Source organism: Catellatospora paridis (assembly GCF_009720365.1).
GTDB lineage: Bacteria > Actinomycetota > Actinomycetes > Mycobacteriales > Micromonosporaceae > Catellatospora > Catellatospora paridis.
In genome coordinates, this window is sequence record NZ_ML769316.1 from 229,688 (window position 1) to 253,141 (window position 23,454).

The 23,454-nt window shown below is 66.4% G+C and carries 14 protein-coding genes and 2 pseudogenes; 7 read left to right on the forward strand and 9 right to left on the reverse strand.

Annotated elements, in window-relative coordinates:
* The first annotated feature begins 49 nt into the window (after positions 1–49).
* The 3 genes and pseudogenes from F9C41_RS16610 (at position 50) to F9C41_RS16620 (ending at position 2,681) form a co-directional block, all read left to right on the forward strand.
* Positions 50–739, forward strand: a pseudogene (locus F9C41_RS16610) (IS6 family transposase).
* Between the two features lie 596 nt (positions 740–1,335).
* On the forward strand, positions 1,336–1,521 hold the full coding sequence (locus F9C41_RS16615; protein WP_155387714.1) for a hypothetical protein: 186 nt from the start codon (positions 1,336–1,338) through the stop codon (positions 1,519–1,521).
* Complete coding sequence (locus F9C41_RS16620; RefSeq protein ID WP_155387715.1) at positions 1,518–2,681, forward strand: hypothetical protein; 1,164 nt, start codon at positions 1,518–1,520, stop codon at positions 2,679–2,681. The genes F9C41_RS16615 and F9C41_RS16620 overlap by 4 nt, the downstream gene beginning before the upstream one ends.
* Positions 2,682–3,082: 401 nt before the next feature.
* Here F9C41_RS16620 and F9C41_RS16625 read toward each other — a convergent pair whose 3' ends face one another.
* Positions 3,083–5,500 (reverse strand): NB-ARC domain-containing protein, encoded by a 2,418-nt coding sequence (locus tag F9C41_RS16625; RefSeq protein ID WP_155387716.1) that lies wholly within the window; start codon positions 5,498–5,500, stop codon positions 3,083–3,085.
* A gap of 331 nt (positions 5,501–5,831) precedes the next feature.
* A complete protein-coding gene (locus F9C41_RS16630; protein ID WP_155387717.1) occupies positions 5,832–6,005 on the reverse strand; it encodes a tetratricopeptide repeat protein in 174 nt (57 codons plus the stop codon).
* 229 nt (positions 6,006–6,234) lie between these two features.
* Between F9C41_RS16630 and F9C41_RS16635 the strand changes: the two are divergent.
* Positions 6,235–6,534: pseudogene (locus F9C41_RS16635) on the forward strand (IS6 family transposase); the annotation flags it as partial.
* A 33-nt stretch (positions 6,535–6,567) separates the two neighbouring features.
* On the opposite strand, the gene F9C41_RS41295 reads toward F9C41_RS16635, so the two are convergent.
* Positions 6,568–7,170 carry an integrase core domain-containing protein gene (locus F9C41_RS41295; protein ID WP_230689665.1) on the reverse strand — a complete coding sequence of 201 codons (603 nt, stop codon included), beginning with the start codon at positions 7,168–7,170 and terminating at the stop codon, positions 6,568–6,570.
* A 615-nt stretch (positions 7,171–7,785) separates the two neighbouring features.
* Positions 7,786–11,823 carry a P-loop NTPase fold protein gene (locus F9C41_RS16645; protein ID WP_155387718.1) on the reverse strand — a complete coding sequence of 1,346 codons (4,038 nt, stop codon included), beginning with the start codon at positions 11,821–11,823 and terminating at the stop codon, positions 7,786–7,788.
* 306 nt (positions 11,824–12,129) lie between these two features.
* On the opposite strand from F9C41_RS16645, the gene F9C41_RS16650 reads away from it, so the two are divergent.
* The 3 genes from F9C41_RS16650 (at position 12,130) to F9C41_RS16660 (ending at position 16,873) form a co-directional block, all read left to right on the forward strand.
* Positions 12,130–13,683: an ISL3 family transposase gene (locus F9C41_RS16650; protein WP_456236817.1), complete on the forward strand. Its 1,554-nt coding sequence runs from the start codon at positions 12,130–12,132 to the stop codon at positions 13,681–13,683.
* A gap of 482 nt (positions 13,684–14,165) precedes the next feature.
* Positions 14,166–16,046 (forward strand): outer membrane protein assembly factor BamB family protein, encoded by a 1,881-nt coding sequence (locus F9C41_RS16655; protein WP_155387719.1) that lies wholly within the window; start codon positions 14,166–14,168, stop codon positions 16,044–16,046.
* Positions 16,043–16,873 carry a hypothetical protein gene (locus F9C41_RS16660; RefSeq protein ID WP_155387720.1) on the forward strand — a complete coding sequence of 277 codons (831 nt, stop codon included), beginning with the start codon at positions 16,043–16,045 and terminating at the stop codon, positions 16,871–16,873. The genes F9C41_RS16655 and F9C41_RS16660 overlap by 4 nt, the downstream gene beginning before the upstream one ends.
* Here the strand turns inward: F9C41_RS16660 and F9C41_RS16665 are convergent.
* The 5 genes from F9C41_RS16665 to F9C41_RS16685 form a co-directional block, all read right to left on the reverse strand.
* Entirely contained in the window at positions 16,855–17,637 is a 783-nt protein-coding gene (locus F9C41_RS16665) for an RsiV family protein (RefSeq protein ID WP_155387721.1), read from the reverse strand. The genes F9C41_RS16660 and F9C41_RS16665 overlap by 19 nt on opposite strands.
* Before the next feature lie 456 nt (positions 17,638–18,093).
* Positions 18,094–18,750, reverse strand: coding sequence for a hypothetical protein (locus tag F9C41_RS16670; RefSeq protein ID WP_155387722.1), 657 nt, complete (start codon positions 18,748–18,750; stop codon positions 18,094–18,096).
* Between the two features lie 588 nt (positions 18,751–19,338).
* Positions 19,339–20,256 carry a restriction endonuclease gene (locus tag F9C41_RS16675; protein WP_155387723.1) on the reverse strand — a complete coding sequence of 306 codons (918 nt, stop codon included), beginning with the start codon at positions 20,254–20,256 and terminating at the stop codon, positions 19,339–19,341.
* Positions 20,257–20,457: 201 nt separating this feature from the next.
* Entirely contained in the window at positions 20,458–21,414 is a 957-nt protein-coding gene (locus F9C41_RS16680) for a DUF6615 family protein (protein WP_155387724.1), read from the reverse strand.
* Positions 21,415–22,568: 1,154 nt separating this feature from the next.
* Positions 22,569–23,405: an IS5 family transposase gene (locus F9C41_RS16685; RefSeq protein WP_155387981.1), complete on the reverse strand. Its 837-nt coding sequence runs from the start codon at positions 23,403–23,405 to the stop codon at positions 22,569–22,571.
* Between the last annotated feature and the right edge of the window lie 49 nt (positions 23,406–23,454).

Consider the following 23,454-nt stretch of genomic DNA (forward strand, 5'->3'; position numbering starts at 1 on the left):
GTCGAGGCACACTCGAGCGGTGAATTCGTCGCCCCACGTCCGTCCGGTGTTGCCCGCGAAGACGGCGTTCGCGGGGTTCCTGCTCCCGCCGGAGTTGATCGTGGTCGCCGTGCGCTGGTACCTGCGGTACAACCTTTCGTACCGCGACGTCGAGGAACTGCTGGTCGAGCGTGGAGTCGAGGTCGACCACGTCACCGTGTTCCGGTGGGTGCAGCGATTCACTCCACTACTCGCCGACGCGGCGCGGTTCTGCCGGCACGCGCCGGGTGACAGGTGGTTCGTCGACGAGACCTACGTCAAGGTCAGCGGGGTCTGGCGGTACGTATACCGGGCCGTCGACCAGCACGGGCAGGTCATCGACATGCTCGTGTCCGCCCGCCGCGACGCCGCCGCGGCCCGCAGGTTCTTCCGCCGGGCTCTGTCGATATTGAAGGTGACACCGACTGAGGTCGTGACTGATGCCGCAGCGGTGTACCCGGCTGTTCTGGATGAGCTGGTTCCGCAGGCGTGGCATCACGTCGAACGCTATGCGATCAACCCGATCGAGGCCGATCACAGCCAAATCAAACACCGGTTGAGACCGATGCGCGGGCTGTAGACCGACGGGACTGCGCAAGTGATCACCGCTGGGCATGCGTTCATGTAGAACCTGCGCCGCGGACACTACGAGATCGCGATCGACATCCCGCTGGCGCAGCGGGTCGCCGCGGCGTTCGCCGAACTCGCCAAGGCGATCTGACCCGGTGTTGAACCGGAACTTCACCATGCCTGGCGATCCGCAAATGCAACAACGCCCGTCGCCGCCCACTGGGGCCATACGCCAAACACCGCGGTGTAAGCACGAAAGAGGTGCAGCGCCCGAATGGGGGGAAGGACGCTGCACCTCGAACCGGGACGGCTAGTCGTCCAGCCGGTCAAGCCCCGACTCCGGCCCGCGACCGCTGTCGGCGCGGGAAGCCCACCAGGCCGCGTACGACGCGGCCACCTTCATCTGTTTACGGTGTCGAACTCGATCACGTCACCGTGTTGGTGGCGCAGCGATTCACGCCTCTGCTGTACGACGCACCAGAGTTTCGCCGGTGCCGTAACATGTGTATGCTTCACATCGGCCGGCAGGCGGCCTGGTTGCGGAGATTTACCCGGATCGGTCTCCGGAGCAACCGAAGGGTTCCGACTCCCTCTGCTTTCCCTAATGACACGATGCGTGTTTCCGACTGTTCGCCGACCGGGCGGTGAAGGACGGACTCCGCCGTGCTCCTCGCAAGCTTCGTCAACGCTGTCGCCACGCTCCTCGCCCGAAAACCGGGCGTCCCCCTCGTTGTTCAACTGGCATCGGTGCTGACGGTGGTGCTGGCCTTCGCTCTCATGGCACTGATCTTCTGCGCCTATCCGCTCTGGCACCACTCGATCTGCTGGAGCAGGTCGCAGTGCCCCTGCAGCCTGCTCACCGTGGTGCGCGAGCTGCGCGGTTGGAGCCGTGACGTCGTCGGTGCGACCCGCGCCCAAGGCGGTGGGCGGTGACCGCCGAACGGGAACTCAAGCAACGCATCCACCGTCGGTGCGAGTACACCGGCGAGAAGTACCAGACCGCGCTGCAGGCGATGCGGGCCGAGCCGGACGGCATCCCACCCATCCCGCCGGCGGCTGGCCAGGAACAGCGTGCCCTGGAGGCGGCGGTGTTCACGGCCCTCGTCTTAACGCCAGTGGAACCGATGCTGCCGCTGCCGATCACAGCGGTGACACCGAGGTCCGGAGGGATCGACCTGGACTTGACCGCGGATGGGTTGGATGCCTTCTGTACCGCCGTACAACCTCTTCTCGCCGGCCCGACAACAAGCCCCTTCGGGCCGTCGCCCCACCTGATCGCCACGGTGAGGAACAGGGATGTCCTGCTCCAAACGAAGGACTCTATGGCGACGATCAGGATCCGCTGCCAACCATTCCGGTGGCGCGACGCACTCCGCCGGAGCGGACAGCTGCCCACGGCGGATCCGCGGAGGACGCTGCCACCACTGACGGCGAATAGGGTGTGGCACCACGCGGGCGAGAACGCGCAGCCCAGCACCTCCTTCATCGCCAGCCAGCTACTGCGACGTCTGTACGCGTGGCGGCACCCCGAGGCCATCGACTGGCTGCGGACCTTGTCCCCCGTAGAGGGTGCGATCCCGTGGCCGTCGTGGCCGGTCTTCGCCGGTGGACAGTTGCTGCTCGACGAGGAGTTCGGCGTGGCGATCGCTGACCGGAGCTCGATGACGGACCCACTGCGGGAACTACTGGCCGACGCGATTGACTACTGGTGCGCTCGTGACCTGGCCGGAGAAAATCTTCCTTCGGACACCGTGGACCAACTTCCCTTTCCGATCGAATCACCCACTATCGGATTGGTCGACATGGACTCCCGCAGGTGGGTCTCGGAGTCGGCCACGTCATACGGCAGCTGGAGCCTGTTGAAAATTCGGGTGACTGGCACGATCGATGTGGCAGGCACCGCCGACAGAGACGACGTCCCTTCGGATTACTCCTACATCTCCATCTGGGACTCCGCGCCGGACAGCCCCACAGTGTCGATGGAGATCTCCTACCGCGCGACCATCTTCTTCGACGTGTCGGTGTCGGCTGACCGCGAGGCGATCCTCGATTTCGACATGGACGGCATCGACATCCTGGGGCCGCTGGGCTAAGGCGAATTTCATGAGCTGGATCAGAGCCAGTCGTTGATCGCAACGACGGGCGCCGTTGCGTTGCTGGATTGGCGAACGCGTTGACCCGGTGTCGCGTCCGTAGTCAGATCGCCATGGCGAGTTGGGCAACGCCGCCGCGACCCGTCGGGCCGGTGGGACGTCGATCGCGATCTCGCAGTGTCCGCGGCGTAGGTTCTGCATGAAGGCGTGCCCGGCGATGATCACCTGGGCGGTCTTGTCGGCCGCGCCGGAACGCCGAGGGTTCCATCACAGACGAAGGTCTGCGGTGACGGGGGGGGGTCCCGGCTAGGTGATCGTCCAGGGCTGGACATCGCTGGGGTCGAGGTCGAGTCGTATAGCTGGCGGATTGCCGGTATTCGGAACATGCGGTATTCGCCAGGTCATTGGGCGTCCCAAATCCCGGCCGTGCCGTCGAGGCTGGTGGTGGCGAGCCAGGTGCCGTCCGGAGCGATCGCACACGACAACACCCCGCCGTTGTGGCCGGTGAGCGTGTGGCGTAGGGCGCCGGTGGCGCTGTCCCAGATCCGCGCGCCGTTGCTGCCGGTAGTGATAAGCCAGGTGCCGTCCGGAGCGATCGCACACGACAGCACCCAGCCGTTGTGGCCGATGAGGGTGTGGCGTAGGGCGCCGGTGGCGCTGTCCCAGATCCGCGCCGTGCCATCGTATCCCGTGGTCGCGAGCCAGGTGCCGTCCGGAGCGATCGCGCACGACAACACCCCGCCGTTGTGGCCGGTGAGGATGTGGCGTAGGGCGCCGGTGGCGCTGTCCCAGATCCGCGCGCCGCTGCTGCCGGTAGTGATAAGCCAGGTGCCGTCCGGAGCGATCGCACACGACAGCACCCAGCCGTTGTGGCCGATGAGGGTGTGGCGTAGGGCGCCGGTGGCGCTGTCCCAGATCCCGGCCGTGCCGTCGCGGACCGTGATGGCCAGCCAGGTGCCGTCCGGCGCGATCGCACACGAGGACACCCCGCCGGTGTGGCCGGTGAGCGTGCGGCGTAGTGCGGGATCGTACGTGTTGACTGAGGTGCGGGGCTTGTCGCGCAGAAACTGGGGCAGGGTGTTTAGGTAGGTGTCGACGATGTGCGCTAGTTCGGGAATGCCCCAGAGGCGCTGGACGAGGTGGTCGGCCGCCCACCAGCGGTCGCTACCCGGCGGTGGAGTCAGCACATTGGCGTTCTGGCTGATGACCCGCCGCAGGATCGCGACGGTGGGGTCGCTGGTGCGGCCGAGATCGCCGTCGATGGCCGCAGGTCCATCACGACGCAAACGTGCTTCAGCCCAGCGCAGGTCACCCAGCAAGGCGGCGACTTCATCAGCGTGACCGGCTGCGTCAAGGTGTTCACAAAGGTGCTGCCACAGGTACCCGGCGTCGTCGGGCAGCAGCCACCACAACACCGGCTCCGCCTCACTACCGCCGTCGGTCGCCGGGAGCAAACCACGGGCAGCGCCGATGAGGCCGGCGTGAAGCGTGGGAAGGTCGCGGCGGGTGACGGTGCGCAGGTGCGCGCGGATGACGTCATGTAGCCGCAGCGAGCGGCCGGACTGGTAGTCGGCGACGAGGCTTAGGCCGGCCAGGCGCCGGCAGAGGCGGTCGACCTGGCCGACGCTGAGCCCACTGCTGGCGCCCCACAGCGCGCGCAGCAGGGAGATGTCGATGTCGCTGTCCTCGGCGAACACAGCCAGCTGCATGTACAGCTGACGTCCGTCGACGGGATCGTCATCGGTGGGGGCTAGCAGACGCAGGCTGGCGTTGATGCTCGCCGCGACGGCCTTGTCCCGGCTGGCCTCGTCGGTCAGCGACAACGTGTCCGGCCCCTCCTGCTCCAACACGTCAGCCAGCCGAGCTGCCGCTATGTCCGCTCCCAGCTCCGGGTCGAGGACATCGCGCAGGTGCCCATTGGCCAGCCGCAGCAACAGCGGCCACCGCCCGGTCAGACGCAGCAACCTGGCCATCTCCGGTCCACCGATCGGCGGCAGGCCCGCAGCCAGGATCGACCGGGCCTGTGCCGATTCAAGCTCGTCCACCCGCACCCCGCGCGCTCGCGCCGACGGAGGCAATACGTCAGGGCGCCGGGTCGTGACCAGCCGAGTGGCGCGGCGGCCAGCGTGCAGGAACGGGCGCAACTGCTCGGCACGCCAGACGTCGTCAATGACGATCAGCACCCGACCCGACCGGTCGAGTAGCTGACCCAGGTGCTGCCCGGCGCGGTCCGGATCGGTATAGCCGGGCCGGATGCCGGTCAGAACCTCGCATAGGTCATTGATCTTGTTGGCGAGGTCCGCACCCTTGACGTCCTCTCCGACCGTCACCCACACCCCGGCACGGAAAAGGCGCCGGACGCGACGGTCGGTGCACAGCAGTCGGGCGAGGGTGGTCTTGCCGAAGCCGCCCGCGCCGACCAGTCCCGTCGTCAGCCCGACTGTCCCACCGTCTGCCTCGGCCAGCTGGGTCCGGATCTGGTCGCTCAGCGCGGTACGCGCAAGGTCGCCCTCTTCCGGGCGTTCCATCGACCAGACCCGCCGCACGCCGCGTCTGGGGGCCGCCGTCGCGGCTAAGACCACGTCCAGGCCAATGAGCAGGACGACGGCCGCCACCGGCGGAACCGGCACCCACGCCAACCACGACGGCCACGCAGGCGGTGACGCGGTCGCGGCGTTGATCGAGATCGCCGCCAAACCAGCCACCAGCGTTATTCCGCCTGCCAGCAGTGCCGGACCGTATCGCGGCCAGCCACGGTGCCGCATTAACCACACCGCGCCCAGCCCTGCAGCCACGACAGCTGTGGCCAGCAGCAGCATCCCCACCGAAACGGGTAGCCAAGCGGGCCGACTGGCCGTTGGAGCACTCACCACGAACACGCCCGCACCAGCCAGTACAGCGGCCACGCCTACCAACGCCGGGCCTGACCAGCGACCTTGACCCACCAGCACCTCACTACGGCGACCCGATCAGACACCTATTGAAGTACGTGAACGCCAATATGGCATCCGCCTGCTGTGCAGAAGCCACGGCCCAACGGGCAACGCGTCCTTGCTTCCGCGGAAGCGCTTCGCCTGGACCGACTACAGCTGTAAGTCTGCTCGTATAGCTGGTGCAGCGTCTGTATCCGGAATCTGCGGTTTTCGTGGATCAGTCGGCACCGTCGTCTCGGCCGCGTGCCGTGTCGACGTCGCCCGCGGCGCGAGCGAGCACGCCCAAGTTGTGCATGCCCACGGCGTGGCCGAGGTCGGCGGCGCGCTGGTACCAGCCGCGCGCCGCGTCGACGTCGCCCGCCTCGTAGGCGAGCAAGCCGAGGTTGGTCATGGCCCCGGCGTTGCCGAGGTCGGCGGCGCGCAGCTGGTGCAGTGTCGGTATTCCGAACCTGCGTTATTTGTGAGTCAGTCGGGGCAATCAGGGGGCGAGCTGCCATGCCGAGGTTCGCCTGCATCGTGGGCTAGCACGCGGAGGTTGTTCGGTCTGTTGCGTTAGGAGTTCGGACGGACCGAGGGGTCAGACTTGAGCGGTGAAGTCGTCGCCCCGTTCACGCTCCTGGTTGCCCGCGAGATCAGCGTTTGCCGGGTTCCGGTCCCCTCCGGAGGTCATTGTGGTCGCCATACGGTGGTACCTGCGCTACAACCTCTCCTACCGCGATGTTGAGGAGTTGCTGGTCGAACGTGGCGTTGAGGTCGACCACGTCACGGTCTACCGGTGGGTGCAGCGGTTCACCTCGCTGTTGGCCGACGCGGCACGGTTCTGCCGGCACGCACCAGGTGGCCGGTGGTTCCTCGACGAGACGTACGTCAAGGTGGCCGGGGTGTGGCGGTACGTGTACCGGGCCGTCGACCTGTGGGGTTCCAAAAACCCGTCACGCGGCTGAGTTGGGCCTTCACGCAGCGCGTTCGTACTCGTTGATTAACCCGCCGAGGACCGGCCGCCGTTTGGTCCGCTCCAGCGTCAGGTCGACGACGGGCCGGTCGGAGCGTGGCGGCTGCAGTCGCAGCGCCCGGTGCGGGTGGCGGCTGTTGTAGTGGCGGGCGTAGCGGTCCATCGTCCGGTGCAGGTGCCACTCCTTGGCGATGAGCATCCGGTCGGTGACCTCCGCGCGGACCGTGCCGACTAACCGCTCCGCGTACGCGTTCGCCCGGGGGCTACGTGGCGGGATCCTGCACACGGTGACGCCGGCATCGGCCAGCACCGCGTCGAACGCGGCGGTGAACTGCCCGCCCCGATCCCGGATCAGGAACCTGAACCGCTCGGCCCGTTCGCCCAGGTCCATGAGCAGGTTGCGGGCCTGCTGCAGCGTCCACGCCCCATCCGGGTTCGCCGTGACACCCAGGACGTGCACGTAGCGGGTACCGACCTCGATCACGAAGAAGACGTACAGGCGCTGCAGCGTGAGGGCGCAGTCGACGCGGGAGAAGTCGCACGCCAGCTTGCTCGAGGCCTGGGTGCGCAGGAATCGCCGCCACGTGGTGTGGTCGCGGCGCACTGGTGCCGGAGGGACGCCCAGGCGGTTGAGGATCCGCCGGTCGTCGACGTCCCGACATCGTGGCCGAGGCCGCGTAGTTCGCCGCGGATCCGCTGGTAGCCCCAGCCGGGGTTGTCCCGCGCCATCCGCTCGACGAGGCGAGCGACCGCGACGTCGACCGGCGGGCGGCCCGGCCGGCGGGGATGGGTCCAGTGGCGGACGACCAGCCGCCGATGCCAGCCGAGCACCGTGGCCGGGGCGACCAGACGTTGCGCGCGCAACGCTCGGGGCAGCAGCCGGATCAGACCGGCGAAGATCGCGCGGTCGGCCCAGTCCAGTCGCGGCGTCGGGTTCGTCCGGCGAAGCGCCACGTTCTCATGCCGCAGGACCAGGATCTCCACATCCTAGGCCGCGATGGTCGATCTGAGCAGCGTCAGCCACCCGAAGAGGCGGCAGAACACGAGGTACAGCAACCGCAGCACCATAGATCACGATGATGCCCGACGTGACAGCACGACACCCGATCATCGCTGGCCAACCGTCATGACGCCTTTTGGGAACCCCACAGGCGATCTAACCGCAGGTCCGACACAGGTCCAGCACGTCCCGCGATCCCGTAACGCAACGGCACCGGAATCAGCTGTATGCGTTCTGGACCACGCCGCCGCAGAGCAGTTCCTCGGCCAACTCGACGACACTGTGTTCGGGCCTGCAGGCATAACGGCGCAGCACTTTGACCAGGTGGGGGCCGAGCGGCCGCAAATCCTCCGGCAAGAGGGGGTCCAACGTGACCTCCGCGTCGCCGTCGGCGACGGTCTTTACCATTATGGACAGAACTGATTGAGGTTCACCGTCCGTAAGATGCCACTGCGTCAGAATCGACACCATGGAGGGCCATCGTGTAATGATCTCTGCGAGGGTCATGACATCACAGGCGTGCTGACGGGTCGAGATCGGGGCTGACAATCCCAGCCTAGCCCGCTCCCGCTTTAGCCGCATTAGGAAGCCCCACATCGTGAGCATCCGCTTGGTTTCCCGCATCGACTGATAAGGCCGTTGCGCCAGCAGGTTGCTCATGTGGTGCGTAGGAACAGGTGCTCCAAAGTAATACGCTTCCGCGCGCTGCGTATCGTTCGATGCGGACCCGCGCTGCGCGATGACGACCGGTTCGCCGTCCCCCGCTAGGTCGCCCAGCCCCGGCTCGCCCAGAGGCGGCTCAAAGCTGGCCACAGGTCTGGAGGCGGTCTGCCCACCGGCGGTATTCACCGTCGCCGTGCCCGACGAATCAGCCTGCACGTGCGTGGCCCCTGAGGTGCCTGCTTCGCCCGACTGCACGCTGGCGCCTGCGGGCAGGTGCTGGCCCATCAGCCGGGCGGCGTGGCTCACCGGGGTAGGCGGCAGCACCACCGACAGCTGCCAGAGCTTGCGCAGCGTTGCCCAGCCCGCACTCGGGTCATCGGGGTCAATAAGGCTCCGCGGTATTGCAGATGCCACGTTCTGCCCTCCGGGCCGCGCGGATCGGGCCTGGTCGGACTGGTCCAGCAGGTGGGCGACGAGATCCGGGTCCAGTCCGAGTATGAAACGCACACCGGTATGGCCGTTCTGATCGAATCCGCGGCTGTCGTACTGGTCGGACAGGATGCCGCTGACCGCCTCGAATACCTCCTGGGTCGTGGCGGCGGCGCAGCGGTCGAGATCGTCGATGAAGACAACGAGCTGTACCCCGCGGCGGTTGAGCTCGGTGACCAGTTCGCTGACATCGCGCTGCAGCCAGAACAGCGCACCCGAATGGGTGTGCGGGGAGTTCTCCCGGCCCAGGCGTGACTGCCACTGGTCACCGAGGCTCAGCGCGGGCGGCAGCGGCCCGTCGAGCAGGTCCTCGGGCAGGTGCGCGGCCGCTGAACCACGCCAGTAACGGTATGCGGTAATGCCGAGCAACGTCAGGCCGAGTGCCGCAAGCACACTGCCGGCGATGAGCGCCGCGTCCTGCCAGCCCGGTTGCCGAGGTTGAAAAGCCTTGATCGCGTTGGGGTTGCGTGCCAGCACCGTGACCAGGGGGGCGATCAGAGCAGTCACGGTAGCGACCGCCGGTGCCCAAACCCTGGTGCGCAGCGACCGGGCGATGCGCCCGCGGTCAAGCCGGGACAGGTTGTGTCCGAGCCAGAAGCGCTGACGGTCGGCAGGGTTGGGGCCGAACCGATCCCTGGTCTGCTCGAACATGGTCCATGCCAACCCGGACCAGACCTGCGGTGAGGTCTGATGCGACCAAGGATTGAACCAGACTGTCGCGATGTCGGTCATGGCCACAGCCGACGTGGTCGGCATGCCCTTGCGCAAGATCCGCAGAGCCTGGCTCGGGGTGATCTCCCGCTTACTGCCTCTCTGCTGGGGTGGCAGCGAATCCAGCTTGTCCTGGAGCATCCGCATGAGCGAGGTCTTGCCGGATCCCCACCGGCCCTGGATGGCGATTACCTTGGGGCCTGAGGCGGTGTTAGGCGGCGCGGTGTGGGCCAATCCAGGCTCCGCCGAGGGCAGGCGCAGCGTGTCGACCAAGGCATCCACCAGTGGCATGCGGTCGAGCATCTCTACTCGGGCGGGACGGTCTGCAAATCCTCGACCGATGGGTTCGAAACTGCTCCAGGGGAAGATCCGCCCGCCCTGTAGCGGCCAGGACCGGACACTGCCGTCGGCCCCACCGCTGATAAGCGCCGTCGACGGCCCGATGGTCTGGAACGCCAGCGCACGGACCCAGTTGCTATGGACTCGCCCTAACTCGTTGTACGGTTCCTCGGGCTTGCTGACGTCCCACAGCCGGATGACGCCATCGGAGCCGCCGGAGGCCAGGAGCGACAGGTGCGAAGGGGACTGCGTCGACCCCGGCGGCAGCGCTGCCAGCGCGGACACCACTCCGTGGCCGGAGTCGATGACAATTGTGGCTTCGACTGCGTCCCTGTCTTCGGCCGACCGCTCGGAATCGGCCAGCGCCCAGTCCATGTTCCACAGGCGGATCAATCCGTCGTCGCAGCCTGCGGCGAGATAGGTCGCCGCAGGCGTCTGCACAGTGACGAGTTTGCGGATCTGGCACTGATCCGGGGTCGGGGCGAGTCCGACCGGGCAGGGCTGCCAGGTGCTCATGTTCCACAGGTGGATCCGTCCGTCGCTGTGGGCCGCGGCGAGTACCGATCCGCCCGGCAGCGCAACTGTCGCGAGGCTGCGCACCACCTGTGATTGGGCGGAATCCGTGGCCGCGCTGGCGGTCATGGTGTGAATCGGCGCGGTGAGGTCCTGCGGATCCCATACGTTGATGTCGCTAACCTCGCCGGCGCTGATGAGGACGGTGTTCCCGCCTACCTGAGCGCTGATCATTGTGCGAATCTGGCGGCTCGGTCGCCCCGTCTTGACTGGCAGGTGCCCCTGATCGCCGGGGCGCGTCCATAGGTCGATCCTGCCGGATTCGCGACCGGCGGCGAGACCGCCACTGGGCAGAAATGTCAGCGCCTGCACTGCGCTGAGGTCCTCGATGACGGTCGGCAGGGTGGTGGCTGCGCCCGAGGCCCTGTCCCACACCCGGACCTCACCGTCGTCGGAGGCTGTGGCCACCAGCGGGTGTGACTGGCGGGTGGACGCGGCGAGTTCCACTGCCACGGCGTTGACCCAACTGCGGTGTTGGATCTGCTGCCTGCGGACCGTGGACTGCAACTCCTGACGCAGCAAGTGGACGAATCCCTTGTTGGTGCCAACGGCCACGAGGGCGGAGCCATGATCGGAGTTGAAGCCGCTCATCGCCGTTATCCGGTGCCCGCGCTGAGCGGTGAGCAGCAGTGCGCTGGTGTCGGTGTACGGGTTCCATACCCGGATCTCGTCCTCGTGGCTCGCGATCAGTAGCAGCTCGCCGTTGCGCCCGGTGACGGCGATGACGCGGGAGACGGCGTGTCCGCGGGCGAGCGAACCCAGCCTGCTGCCGGTATGGGCATCCCAGATCCGAATCCCGCGATCGCCGCCGGTGACGAGAACAGGCTGGTCAAGGGGGTCGTAGTAGGTGGTGGCCGTATGGTCGTCGCCGGTGCCAAAGCTGCGTAGGAGTTGGGGGACGCGCTGGCTGAGGTCGAACAGGGCGATTCCGCGGGGCGCATCGCGGACGGTGACCAGCCACTGCTGGCGAGGGAAGATCCGGATCGCATGGATCTTGCCGTGGCGTTCGTCGATCTCCTCGTCGGGCAGCGATGTGATCTCACCGTCGTCAACGTTCCACACCCGCACTTGTCGGTTGTCGGCGCCAACGATTACGGCCGCGGTACCATCGTGCCGCCGCATGGCGGCTACGCGGTGGAGGCGTTCACCGGGCACGCGAATCCTCTGCACGGTGTCGCTGTCGCCAGCGTTGTAGAGGCGAACCTCCGACCCGCCGCCAACCGCGCCGATGCCCTGCCAGCCCTGCCGTTGCGACACGGCACAGATGTCACCGATGGCTATACCGCTCTCCATAACATTGAGCAGCACGGGCACGTCTTCGGTGCCCATCGGCGGCTGCCACAGTTTTAGATCCAACTTGGCGTCGCCGACGGCAAGTGCGGTCGAATGCCTGTGCCCACGTATAAAGGTTATCGAGGTGATCGGCGAGTGGCAGGCGCGCCACGAGCCGACTTCGGCAAACTCGGACTTCAGCTCGTGCATTGGCGAAGCTCACTCTCCGACCGGTGGCAGAGAACAGAGACTATCCGTCGCCAATGCATGGCAGAATCGACTGCCGGACGATCGATGCCGTTCGTTCGGCCATCCGATGAGGTCGCTGGGACTGTTGCATTGAGCGTTGGCATCATCGAGGCAGACTCGAGCAGTGAGGCCATTTCAGCCTGACGGTCGTGCATGTGTTGGCTGGACCGAGGTCGATCGGGTCTGATGCCCCTATGTCTGTCAAGCCGTTCGGGGACTGTGTGACAAACGGCTCTGGCGCACTTCCGGTGGTGACCGTAGGTAGCGATCGTCCATGTTGGATACTCGCTCGGTTGTAAACCTGATCAAGTTGTCAGCGTGGTGTTCGCCGGGTTGTCGCCGCTGGTCGTGGAGGAGGTCGCGGACGAGGGTGCATGGATCAGGATTCGTGCGCGCACCAGAACGCAGGCGGTTTCCTGCCCGGACTGCGGCGCATCCACTGGACGTGTACATAGCTATCACGAGCGGACCGTGAACGACGTCTGCGTCGACGCGCGCCAGGTGGTCATCGTGGTGACTGTCCGTCGGTTGGTCTGCCCGACGCGCGGGTGTCGGCAAACGTTCCGTGAGCAGGTGCCCGGCGTGCTGGAGCGTTATCAGAGGCGCACATCGCGTCTGGCCGGGCAGGTCGGCGCGGTGGCCAGGGAGCTGGCCGGGCGCGGTGCCGCACGGTTGCTGTCGGTCCTGGGCGTAGGTCTGTCGCGGCACACCACCGTCCGGGCGCTGCTACGGGTTCCTGTCGTCCGGTTGCCGGTGCCGCGGGTGCTGGGCGTGGACGACTTCGCGTTACGCCGGCGCCACCGCTACGCCACGATCCTGATCAACGCCGAGACCCGCCAGCGCGTCGACGTACTACCCGACCGCAGCGCCGACACCCTCGAGGCGTGGCTGCGTGAGCATCCCGGCGTGCAGGTGGTCTGCCGCGACGGTTCGGGCGCCTACGCCGAAGCGGTCCGCCGCGCATTGCCTGACGCCGTGCAGGTCGCCGACCGGTGGCACCTATGGAACAACCTCGGCAAGGCCGTGGTGAAGGAGGTCGCCGCGCACAGTGCCTGCTGGGCCAAGGCCAGCCTGCCGCAGGACGGACCGCGCGCGCAGACCACCCTGCAACGATGGCATCAGGTCCACGACCTACTCCAGCAGAAGGTCGGCCTGCTTGAATGCGCACGGAGGCTGAACCTGTCGCTCAACACCGTCAAGCGCTACGCGCGCGTGGCCGAACCTGAGCGTCTGCAGCGTGCTCCGCAGTACCGGCCCACCCTGGTCGACCCCCACCGCGACCATCTGCGGCAACGCCGCAGCGACGACCCCGCCGTCAGCGTGCTGCGGCTGTTCGAGGAGATCAAAGCCCAGGGCTATCAGGGCAGCGTCAACCTTCTCTACCGGTACATCACCCAGGGCAGAGTGGAAGGCGACCGGCCATCCATCTCGCCGCGCCGCCTGGCCAGGCTCATGCTCACCCGCCCGGACAACCTCACCGACAAACAGCGCGCCGTCCGCGACGACCTCACCGCCGCCTGCCCCGAGATGATCGACCTGGCCGAACTCATCCGCTCGTTCGCCGGGCTGCTGCAGCCGCAGCACGGCAACAGCGAACGCCTCGACGAGTGGATCACCACCGCCCGAGCGGCCAGCCTGCCCTGCCTGCACTCCTTCAGCCGTGGCCTCGACCAGGACCGCGACGCCGTCCACGCGGCCGTCACCCTGCCTTATCACAACGGCGGGACCGAAGGAGTGAACACCAAAACAAAGCGGATCATGCGCCAGATGCACGGCCGAGCCGGCTTCACCCTGCTACGCCACCGCATCTTGCTCAGCTGACCTCACCCACGGTCACCACCGAATGTGAGACAGAGCCGAATGTGAGACAGAGCCGTTAGTCCGACAGACCCCAGATCCCCTGTGGGGTTCCAACCCGTCGCTTAGCCTGAGCTGGGCGTTTCGCAGCGCGTTCGTATTCGTTGATCAGCCCGCCGAGATGGGTCGTCGTTTGATCCGCTCCAGCGTCGGGTCGATCACGGATCGGTCGGAGCGTGGCCGTTGCAATTGCAGCGCCCAGTGCGCACGGCGCCCGATGTAGTGGCGGCGTATCGGTCCAGCGTTCGGCGCAGTGAACGCCTTCGGACTCAGCCCGGGAGGCCCGCAGCAGGCGACGAAGGGCGATAGCCGACACGCTACGAATGCGCTCGCCCCGATACTCATCGGATCCTGTAGCACTTCACCACTCAGCCGCTCAGACCAATCCGCGTGTGCCTGATTTCTGGCTGATAGTCGCGTGACGAGTGCGTCACGTACCGCTGAGAATGGTGCAGTACGGGCGCCATGACGAAAGCATCACGACTGCGACCGATCTGGGGGTGCCGGTGCCGACGGCCGCGCTTCGCATCACGTCCTGCCTGGTCGTCGCAGTTCTCGCCTTGTCGGGGATGGCCGGTGATGACGACGCGTACCGCCGTAGTCGACTCCCCGCTGGCGGGCTGGTCACCCTGTGGGACCTCACGATCGACGACTGGTCGACGTATGGCTACGACCGCAGGTCGCAAAGCATCGCCCTGGTCGACTTCCGTGCGGACCCGAACGAGCCCGACCGGGTCGAGGTCGTCGATGCCAGGCGTGGCTTCGTCCGCTGGCGCCGCACCATGGATGCCCAGTGGATGATGAACGCTGACGGTACGCTCGCCGCCACTGCGAACGGCATCGCCTTCCTGAGCGGCAACGGCGAGGATGCCCGCCTGCTCGGCGTACGGCTCATCGACGGGGACATCGTCTGGAGCCTGCCCGGGAGCCGGGATGCGCACCTCGTAGGCGGTCGCATCGTCACACGCGATGAGCTGAGCGTGATTGCGCTGGACCCGGCCACAGGAGACGAACGCTGGCGCTGGCAGGCACCTGGGACCTGCGACGACTGGGAGTTGCACCACGGGGGCGGCGAGGCGATGCTCGTCAGCTGTGCCGCTGCGGTGTACCGCCTGCGCGCACACGACGGCGCGGAACTATGGCGGTGGCCCGTCGCCGGCGACTGTCGTCCGCAGTCGATCGGCACAGCCGCGCTAATCGTGGCGCTCACCGTCACGTGCGACGACGCCAGTCAGCACCTTCATGTGCTCGAAGGCGACAACGGCCGGGAGCTGTGGCGTCAGCCGATCCCATGGGACCCACAGACCGCGGATCCGGCCGATCCCGCGCGAGGGGCGGCCTACGTCGCCATGACCGGCGGGTCTACCCCGGTGATCGAGGTCCACAGCGCCGACCGAGCAGAGGTCTATACGGCGAACGGCCAGCGGCTTCAGCTCGACACCGATGCGACTACGCTCACCACAGTCGACGGCTCGCTGCTCTATCGGAGCCAGCCACGTGGCGGTACCACCACCCTCGGGTCTGTCGACCTCGACACCGGACAGACGCGTTGGACTCGGGTGGTTGCGGTAGACCCGTCGGACACCCAGGGCATACGGCTGATGGACGGAGTTCTGCATATGGTCGCCACCCTGGACCTGATTTGGCCGTCCGTCATCCTCCTGATCGACACCCGGACCGGAGCGACGACCCTCACCGCCGTCGACCGCCCTGGTGGCGCAATCGTAGATGTCGATCCCACCGGCACGATCTACGCGACGGTTTCTGTAGGGAACGCGTCGCGACTCTCGGCATGGCGGGTCACCGGTGACTCTGAAAGCTACCTCGGTGGTTCGATGAAGCCCAGCGCGTGGCCCGACGCCTGCACCCTGCTCACCGACGAACAATGGCAGCGGGTCTATCCCGGCGCCCAGCCCACACGCAGGCCAAAGAAGCTTCCCACCGGGGAAATCATGCTCGTTGCGCCTTCCCGCTGCGCCTTCCTGCCCGCCTCCACCTCCGCGACCGAGGTCACAGTCGGCCTCGACTGGTTCGCGGACTCCGCCGAACAGGCGCTGCTTGCCGCAGCCGACGGCTTTCGCCTGCTGCGAACGGAGCGGGTCGGCCGGGCCGGCTACGAGGCGTGGCGCTGGAACGACACGAACACGGGTGTCGACCTGGCGCCGCGTCTGCGCCTGTCGTTCGCCGTGGGCATCTGCGTCGTCCACGTGGAGACGCTGGGCGACGACACCGCCCTGACCATACTGGCGGGGTTCGTCGCCGACAATCTGACCGATGCGGCGATCACCTCGGCATGCGCGACCCGAGACCGTGGGGGGAACCGATGAGCGACTACGAAGCAGCGGCTGAAGATGGTCGGCCCGAGCATGGTCGCGGCCGCCTGTCCACCCGTACCAGATGGATCTCAGGCCTTGTCACGGCGGTCGTCGTCGCCGCGGGCGGTGCCGTGGCCACCGGACTTGTCAACGGCCTGTTCATCGACGAGCCCGCGCCGGTCCTGCCCGGTGGCGGATTCACCGCCGGCGTCTCCGCGGTGTATGCGTGCGGCCAGACGTATGCGCTGGCTGGCGGGCTCGACCCGGACACCGGAGCCGGGCCGCTGTACGAACTGGCAAACGCGTCACGGCCGCAGATGGCGCAGGTGCTGCGCGAGCAGGGCGGCGCTGCGCAGACCTCGGTCACCGTGGAGCTGATCCTCACCGGGACGTCGACCCGCCCCACGAGGATCCTCGGTGTCGACGTCGCCCGGCTGAGGACAGCGCCGACCCTCGACGGCACGTTGCTGCGTACCCCGTGTGACGGAACCGAAAGCGTCATTCCCGTCAGCGTCGATCTCGACACCGCCCCACGCGCCATGATGAGCGGCTCACGGCCGTACTTCGACGGGCGCAACCTCGACGTCAGTATCGACGACCGCGAGACACTGCGGGTGAACATGACCGCGAAGCAGCACAGCTACAGCTGGATCTTCGCGATCCGCTATATCGACAGCTCCGGCGCGACGGCCACGTCGTATCTGGACGCCGACGGGCGCATCCACACCGACCCTGACAACGTGCTGCGGGATGCCGAGTTCACCTTGACCGGCCCAGCCAACCGGTACGCCTACGTCTATCGTCAGAGCGGCAGCAAGTTCTATCCAGAGCGCGAGTGAGCTACCGCTCCGGACGACGGAGCACCGAGTTCACGAATCCACTCGCGTGCCCGCGCCGTCAGCATACTCTGCAGCCCGTCCCAGGCGATCACGATGCGGACTCCTCCGCAGGCTCCCTGCGCGACCTCATACTTTTCGAACCCGATTACGAGGCCCTCCGGGGTGAGCGCGAAACGGCCGTACTTTTCTGCGGTGTCCCAGTCGCCATCCACTGCCTCGCCGATGGTGCCGACACAGACGTCGGCGCGCAGTCGTTCCTTGGCCAGCCTCTCCAGCGCCGCGAATGCAGCCGCTGGATCCTCCAGCAAATCCTCGATCATGACTCGCTCGGCGGATGGCACCAGCACCGTACGAGCGAGAAAGCCGCTGTGCGGGTTTCCACCCGGTAGCCCGTGACTCACCGGAATCAGCACGCTGACCAGATCAGTGTTAGCGACGACATCGGCCCGCGCACCACCGACCTGGTAGGAACCGGGGTACTCCGGCACCGTCTTGGGCGGCGGGAAGTCCCGCTGGTGCCGGCGCAGGTCGTCGAGCACCAGATCCCGGAGTGCAGCGTTGACGTCAACGAGTTCGGCCGGGCCCGAGAACTGCAGGTAGCTTCCTCCGCTGTCGTAGCCAGCTCCATACTCCGGGATGGCTACAAGGTTGCGTTCCAGCGACTGAGGCGGGCCACTCGCGGAGCATGACACCACACCGGCGGCCACCGCGACCCAGAGCGCGACGGCAACCGACCGGCTCGCAGCTGAGTTCCTGCCTCTCATCCTCCCGTGCTCCTCCGCTTCGCGTCAGCGTCCCAGCTTAGAAACGGCCCGCCACGAGACGTCCGCCGTCGCCACGTCGGCGATACAGGTACTTCCGTACCCTTAACCAACTCTGCCATGACGCGGCAATCGTACGTTGACAGTCGAGGAACGGCTGCCATCCGGACTCCCACTGAAAAGCAGCGCCCGCCGCGGGCGCTACCCGCCGATGTGAACCCGCACGCCGTGCGCGACGAAGTGAGCCGCCGGCTGCGTCGGGCACAGTTGGACATCCAAGCCTGGATCGTCACGCCGCCAAGATCGCCGCATTCGCACCCCCCGGCAGCGGCACCGACCTCACCCAACGCGCGGCTACAGCAAATCGTCTGGCCCGACACACTGCACCACCCGCCATGGGACAGCAAGTTCGACGACGGATTGGCTGCCCCTGAACATTGAATACGCCCAAACGGAAAGCTACTCGCAACTCGTCCCCGGTGCCGCCACCTCCTCGCAGAACTGACGACGAACCTGACGGATGCCGACATCGACAAGTTGGATAATGAAATCGCGATCGAACTTTCCAAAAGCGGTCTCGAACACCTTAGTGGCCGTTTCGAACTCAGAGGAGGTTGGATCCGTCGGCTCGATTGCTGGCGGCCGTTTGCCGTTATCCACGCCAAAGAGTCCGCCCGCATACCAAAGGTGCAACAATGGCGACATATCCCTATAGGAGAAATCACATTGTTTCATCACTTCATCGCGTGCCGAGTTGACGTGCGCTGTGCAGTAGTCAATCTCTGGAAAGGTTGACAGAATCAAGGATGCACGATTCATGAACTCCGCAGAACTCCAAACAGTGAGTTGGCCGTGTATCCTCTGCACTCTCATTCGGTCAGTCGCATATTGGCGTGGCGCCTGTTCACATTCAACAGATTGCCCATCGCGCGCAGTGACCGTAGTTATAGTTAAGAACACCTGAAGGGGAGGTGCGCCAATCGAATCCGTCACGCATCGTTGCAGGCTTCTAAGTGAGATCTTGAGATCATACAGACTGTCGAGGAAGTCCGTATAGACACGCCCACGTGCCTCGCGGATCTGAGCCAAGCGGTCAACTTCCGCTTGCGTGCTCACAGCCGTTATCTGTGCTTCGATGGTTGCCTGAGTCGCAGCTATAGTAAGGAGCCCACCTACGAGTGCCCCGACTAATGAAGAAATAATCGACGTCACGGCAGCGGAACCGATCGGACTACGCATCCACATGACGACACGGGTCGCCCGTGTAGGCTGCGGCCCGACAGAGCCCGTACGTTGCGAGCCTGCCGCCTTTGCCGCTGCGGACTCATCGGGCGCGGCGTCGCCCACGCTCGCCGAAGAAGACCTTTCCATGGCTGGCTAGAGTATCGGCCCGACGCAAGGAACCTATCCCGGCCAGCAGGCATGTGGCTCCATCCGCGTTGTCGTGTTGTCGGATCTCCGGACATGTGGATCTGTGACGGGGCAGTTTCGGTGGTCTGATGCCCCTATGCTGCTATCTCGCGTCACGGAAAGTGCTGATGCTTGATGTTTTGGAGTAGGCGGTAGAGCTTCCTGGCGATGATCCTTTTTGGGGCACCGTTCCGCTTCGCGGAGGGCCTTGCACTCGTTGATTCGGCGGGCGATGTAGGCGCGTGTGTCGGGGTCGGTTCGGCCGCGTGTCAGCACGATGGTGTGCAGGGCCCGCTACGCGGCCTCGATGAGACGCCAGTTCAGCGGCCACCGCGGCCCCAGATACCGGTCGAGCAGGTCGACAAGCTGCCGGCCGTCGATCAACTCAAGCCTGTGGTCGGCGCCCAGCCTGATCGCCCCCGCCGTAAACGACGATGTCGTGATGAGTACGCCCCTGGTCGGAATCTCTGCGGCGACGACCCCCAGCAACTGGCGGACCAATTCGACGCCGACCGGTTTTCCGACCTGCTTGCACTCGATGAGCAGGCGCTCGCGCCGGCCCAGCTCGACGGAGGTGGCAACCACGTCGCGACCGCCGTCCTTGCTCGCTTGGGTCAGTTCGACCTCGTAGCCCATCCGCGAGTACAGGCGCGACACGACGATCTCAAGAGTTCGAGGGCTGACGCTGCGTAGAGTGCGGAGGTTTTCCTCGGGGTCCTGCGGCACGCCGAGATAGCGGGCCTTGATCAGCGCGGCGGCGTCCTCGAGTGCTGCCCAGCGACCGTCGGGCAGGACCATCGCATGGGCGCAGTGGTAGGCCTCCAGGCCCTGCAGTGCAGTCTCAGCGTCCGCTGGAAGCAGGTCGAGGATCCACGTGATGCCCTCCCAGGGCGGTGCAACACAAGAGGTGCAGTCATGGGTGGACTTGTGCTCGTAATAGACGTGCAGTCGCTGGGAGTATTCGTTGTAACTCTTGCGGCCGTTGTACTCCGGGGAGTCCAGCCCGAGCTGCATCGTCTGCCATCGCGACTCGTCAACGCCGAGCGTGCCGGACTGGATCAGCAGCCGTCGGATGCGCGCGCGAGCCGTGGGCTCGTCCCAGTCTCCGATGTCGTTGATGCAAGCGCGCAGCGCATCCTCATCCCGGAACCCTCGTGCGTGGAACCACTGCTGGTCGTACTCGTCGTCGCTGAGCTCGGCGAACGCTGTCATGACCTAAATCCCTGCGGCGTGGAGCGTGGTCGCAGGACTCTACGACACTGGCCGATGTCGGCACCAATGAGCGCTCCGCATTCCGGCCCCGGCCGCCTCCGGCATGACGTCAATCGGGAGCATGCCGAGCCTATGAGGCCGTGTCGTACCCACTCGTGATCGCGGCCAGTACCTCGACAACGAGGCCGAAAGCCTGACGCCCTACTCACAGTTGAAGACCGTCACGGCACCTACCCGCGACGGCAGCCGTACGGTAGAGGGGCTCTCTGCTTCAAGCAGCTGTCGAATGTGACGCGGTGGCTGCGCGTGCGGTGTTACCGGAGCCTCCAGAGCCGCCCGCATTGTTTCGAAGCGCTGCTCTTCTGCGTTCAGCTCCGTGGGCGGCGCGGCCCACAACCGTTCACTCAGGGACTCGTATCCCGCCCGCTCCAGCCTCTCGATGGTCCGGGCCGCCCGGTGCGCCAGACCGACTGGCACGCGGCGCCCACCGCCTGGCGTGCCTGACGGCGCCGATGGCGGGGCACACCCGGTCATCGGCCGGCCACAGTCGAACAGGCATGACCACGGCACGCTGTACTGGGCGACCGTCGTCCAATCCACCGTTCCCACGTTGGCCAGCAACCGGGCCACACTGGCAGGCAGTAGGCTCACGCCAAAGAAGCCCGCGCTGGGTCGCAGCTTCTTGCAGTTCCACTGGACGCCGTCGACGTCGAGATCCCGACCGTTGTAGAGCACGTAGACCGCCTGCATCTGCGCCTGCCGTGCATCGGCGATGAGGGCATCGACCTGACGTGATTTGCTGCGGCCGGTGCGGTAGCCGAGGTCGTACCCGACAGTTCCGTCCTTGAGCCGCTTCAGACGTTTGGCCTGCACCCGCATGCCGAACCAGCTGCTTCCACCGAACCACCACTCCCACTGCCAATCGGCTCCGGTTCGCGCCTCCTGCCGACGGGTGAATGATCTGACCGTGGTCATGGGCAGCGCCAGGCTGATGTCGAGGAGAAGGTCCTGGGTGATGGTCTCCTCGTGCAAGTCAAGTCGCGCCCGGCCTGCGTCGGTCACCCGCTGATGGACCCACATGGCACGGTCCAGGAACACCTCCGACAGCGCCTGCTTCAGCATCCCGGTGCGAGCCTTCTCACGGGCGGTTCTGGTCACGCCGAATAGCATGTCACCAGACCGGCACCCCCACCTCCGACGATCGGGCAACCCCAGCTTCGCGACCATGTGCCTGTCAGCATGTGGCAGAAGCTTCTGCCTTACGTCAGATCCCGCGGGCAGGAGAAGATGTTGAACCGATCGGCGATCGTCTCAGCATGGAACCAGGGCAACCACTACCCCACCGGCGCCGGCTACGGAGTCAAGCTGTCAGTCGCCGACCGTGAGCGGTTGTTCGATCGGGCGTGGAGAGACGTCATCGTTGAGTTGGACCACGGTCCCGTTGTCGTCACATTGTCGCCGTCGTTCTGGGCTACGTGCAGTGAACTGCGAAGTGCGCACATTGGCCGGTGGCTGATCAGCGCAGGGCTCGCGCCATGGCGACGCGGATCGCCACCGCGACTGCGACTCGAGTTGTTGTCCGACAATCGTTTCCGACTCAGCACGTGAGACGAGTGTGGGACCGTTCGCCAGCCCGGACGGTGTCCGCGATCTTGCGCTCCCAGTTCGCTCCCACGGTAATGAGTGTCCGACGATCCGCTACTTACCAGCGAGATCCCGGGTGCCCCTGACCTGGTACTTTCCGATCTGGATAAGGCTTCCGTTGACGGTGGCGTCCAGCCCCCCAGTCAGGTGCGCTACCAAGCTGCGCTACAGCCCGTTGCCGTGTTGATCTCTCACCGCGGCAGCCCGTACAGCGTAGCGCACTCTGACCCGGGGCACGCACACGGCCCCCGCGTCCGATTCATGCCGGTTCTACTGGGCGATTTTGCCCACTTCGTCTATAGCATCCTAGGAACCTGACTCACCTGGCGCGGCCAGGGCGCGTCGACCCGGACGCGCTGCGTAAAAGCGCCATTGACCCGCTGACAACGGTCCACAAGACCGAACGAACCATGATCAACGCCGATCGGCGTCTGCTCAGGGAGCGGTGCTCCCACTTGCTCTTCGCTCCCCAGCAAACGGTCGACGCGGCCGGACGGTCGGCCCAACGAGCCTGCACGTGAAAGGTGAGCGTCGTCGGGCGAACTGCTGCTCAAGACGGCGTGGGAGCTGATCGAATGGGCGCAGGCGCACGCCGGCGACATCGCCGGAGCGCGCCGTCGCTACGACTCGACCGTGGGTTGACCCGCGCGGGCCGTCCTCAGTGCCCGTTAAATAGCGAGGTCAGCCGGTACGGAGTTGCGTGCCCGGTGGTAGCGGGCCAGCCGTCGGGTCATGACGATGACCATGGCCCACTGGACCATCGCGGCGTGGTGTTCGGGGTGGCGCTCGTAGTCGCGGACGGTGCGCCGGCAGCGGGTGATCCACGACAGAGTTCTCTCGACTACCCACCTGCGGTGCAGGACCTGGAACCCGACCTGGTCGACGAGCTCGCGGACGATCTCCACGGCCGGGCCGAGCGCCTGGGTGGCCCAGTCGACGAGCTGGCCGGCGTAGCCGGCGTCGGCCCAGACCTTGATTACGCCGGTGAAGCAGGTGCGCAGTGCCCACAGCAGGGCGCGGGCGGCGTCGCGGTCCTGCACCGCGCCGGTGGTGACCAGGACGATCAGCAGCAGGCCGGTGGTGTCCACGACGATGTGGCGCTTGCGCCCGTTGACCTTCTTGCCCGCGTCGTAGCCGCGGCTGGTCTTGGCGACGGTCTCGGCCGCGCGCATTGACTGCGAGTCCATGATCGCCGCTGTCGGGGTGGCGTTGCGGCCCTCGGCAACACGGACCTGTTCGCGCAGGCCGTCGTGCAGGCGGGTGAGGGTGCCGTCGCGGGTCCAGGTCCGGAAGTAGTGGTAGACCGTGGGCCAGGGCGGGAAGTCGACGGGCAGTGCCCGCCATACGCAGCCGTTGTGGGCCAGGTAGCGGATGGCGTCGACGATGTCGCGTCGCGGGTAGGACACGGCGCGGCCGGTGCCACCGGCGGGTACGTACCGGGCCATGACCTGCCATTCCGCGTCGGTGGTGTCCGAGGGGTACCGGCGTGCGCGGCCGGTGGGCAGGTGCTGGACCTGCGGTGCCGGGGGTGCGGGATCGGCCTGGCCGCAGACC

What these genes read in the sequence shown, in the direction of transcription:
- F9C41_RS16625 (WP_155387716.1), bottom strand. Translation starts at nt 5,500, where the DNA reads ATGCTGCTGCTGGCCACAGCTGTCGTGGCTGCAGGGCTGGGCGCGGTG.
- F9C41_RS16630 (WP_155387717.1), bottom strand. Translation starts at nt 6,005, where the DNA reads ATGACCAACCTCGGCTTGCTCGCCTACGAGGCGGGCGACGTCGACGCG.
- F9C41_RS16645 (WP_155387718.1), bottom strand. Translation starts at nt 11,823, where the DNA reads ATGCACGAGCTGAAGTCCGAGTTTGCCGAAGTCGGCTCGTGGCGCGCC.
- F9C41_RS16655 (WP_155387719.1), top strand. Translation starts at nt 14,166, where the DNA reads ATGGTGCAGTACGGGCGCCATGACGAAAGCATCACGACTGCGACCGAT.
- F9C41_RS16660 (WP_155387720.1), top strand. Translation starts at nt 16,043, where the DNA reads ATGAGCGACTACGAAGCAGCGGCTGAAGATGGTCGGCCCGAGCATGGT.
- F9C41_RS16665 (WP_155387721.1), bottom strand. Translation starts at nt 17,637, where the DNA reads ATGAGAGGCAGGAACTCAGCTGCGAGCCGGTCGGTTGCCGTCGCGCTC.
- F9C41_RS16675 (WP_155387723.1), bottom strand. Translation starts at nt 20,256, where the DNA reads ATGACAGCGTTCGCCGAGCTCAGCGACGACGAGTACGACCAGCAGTGG.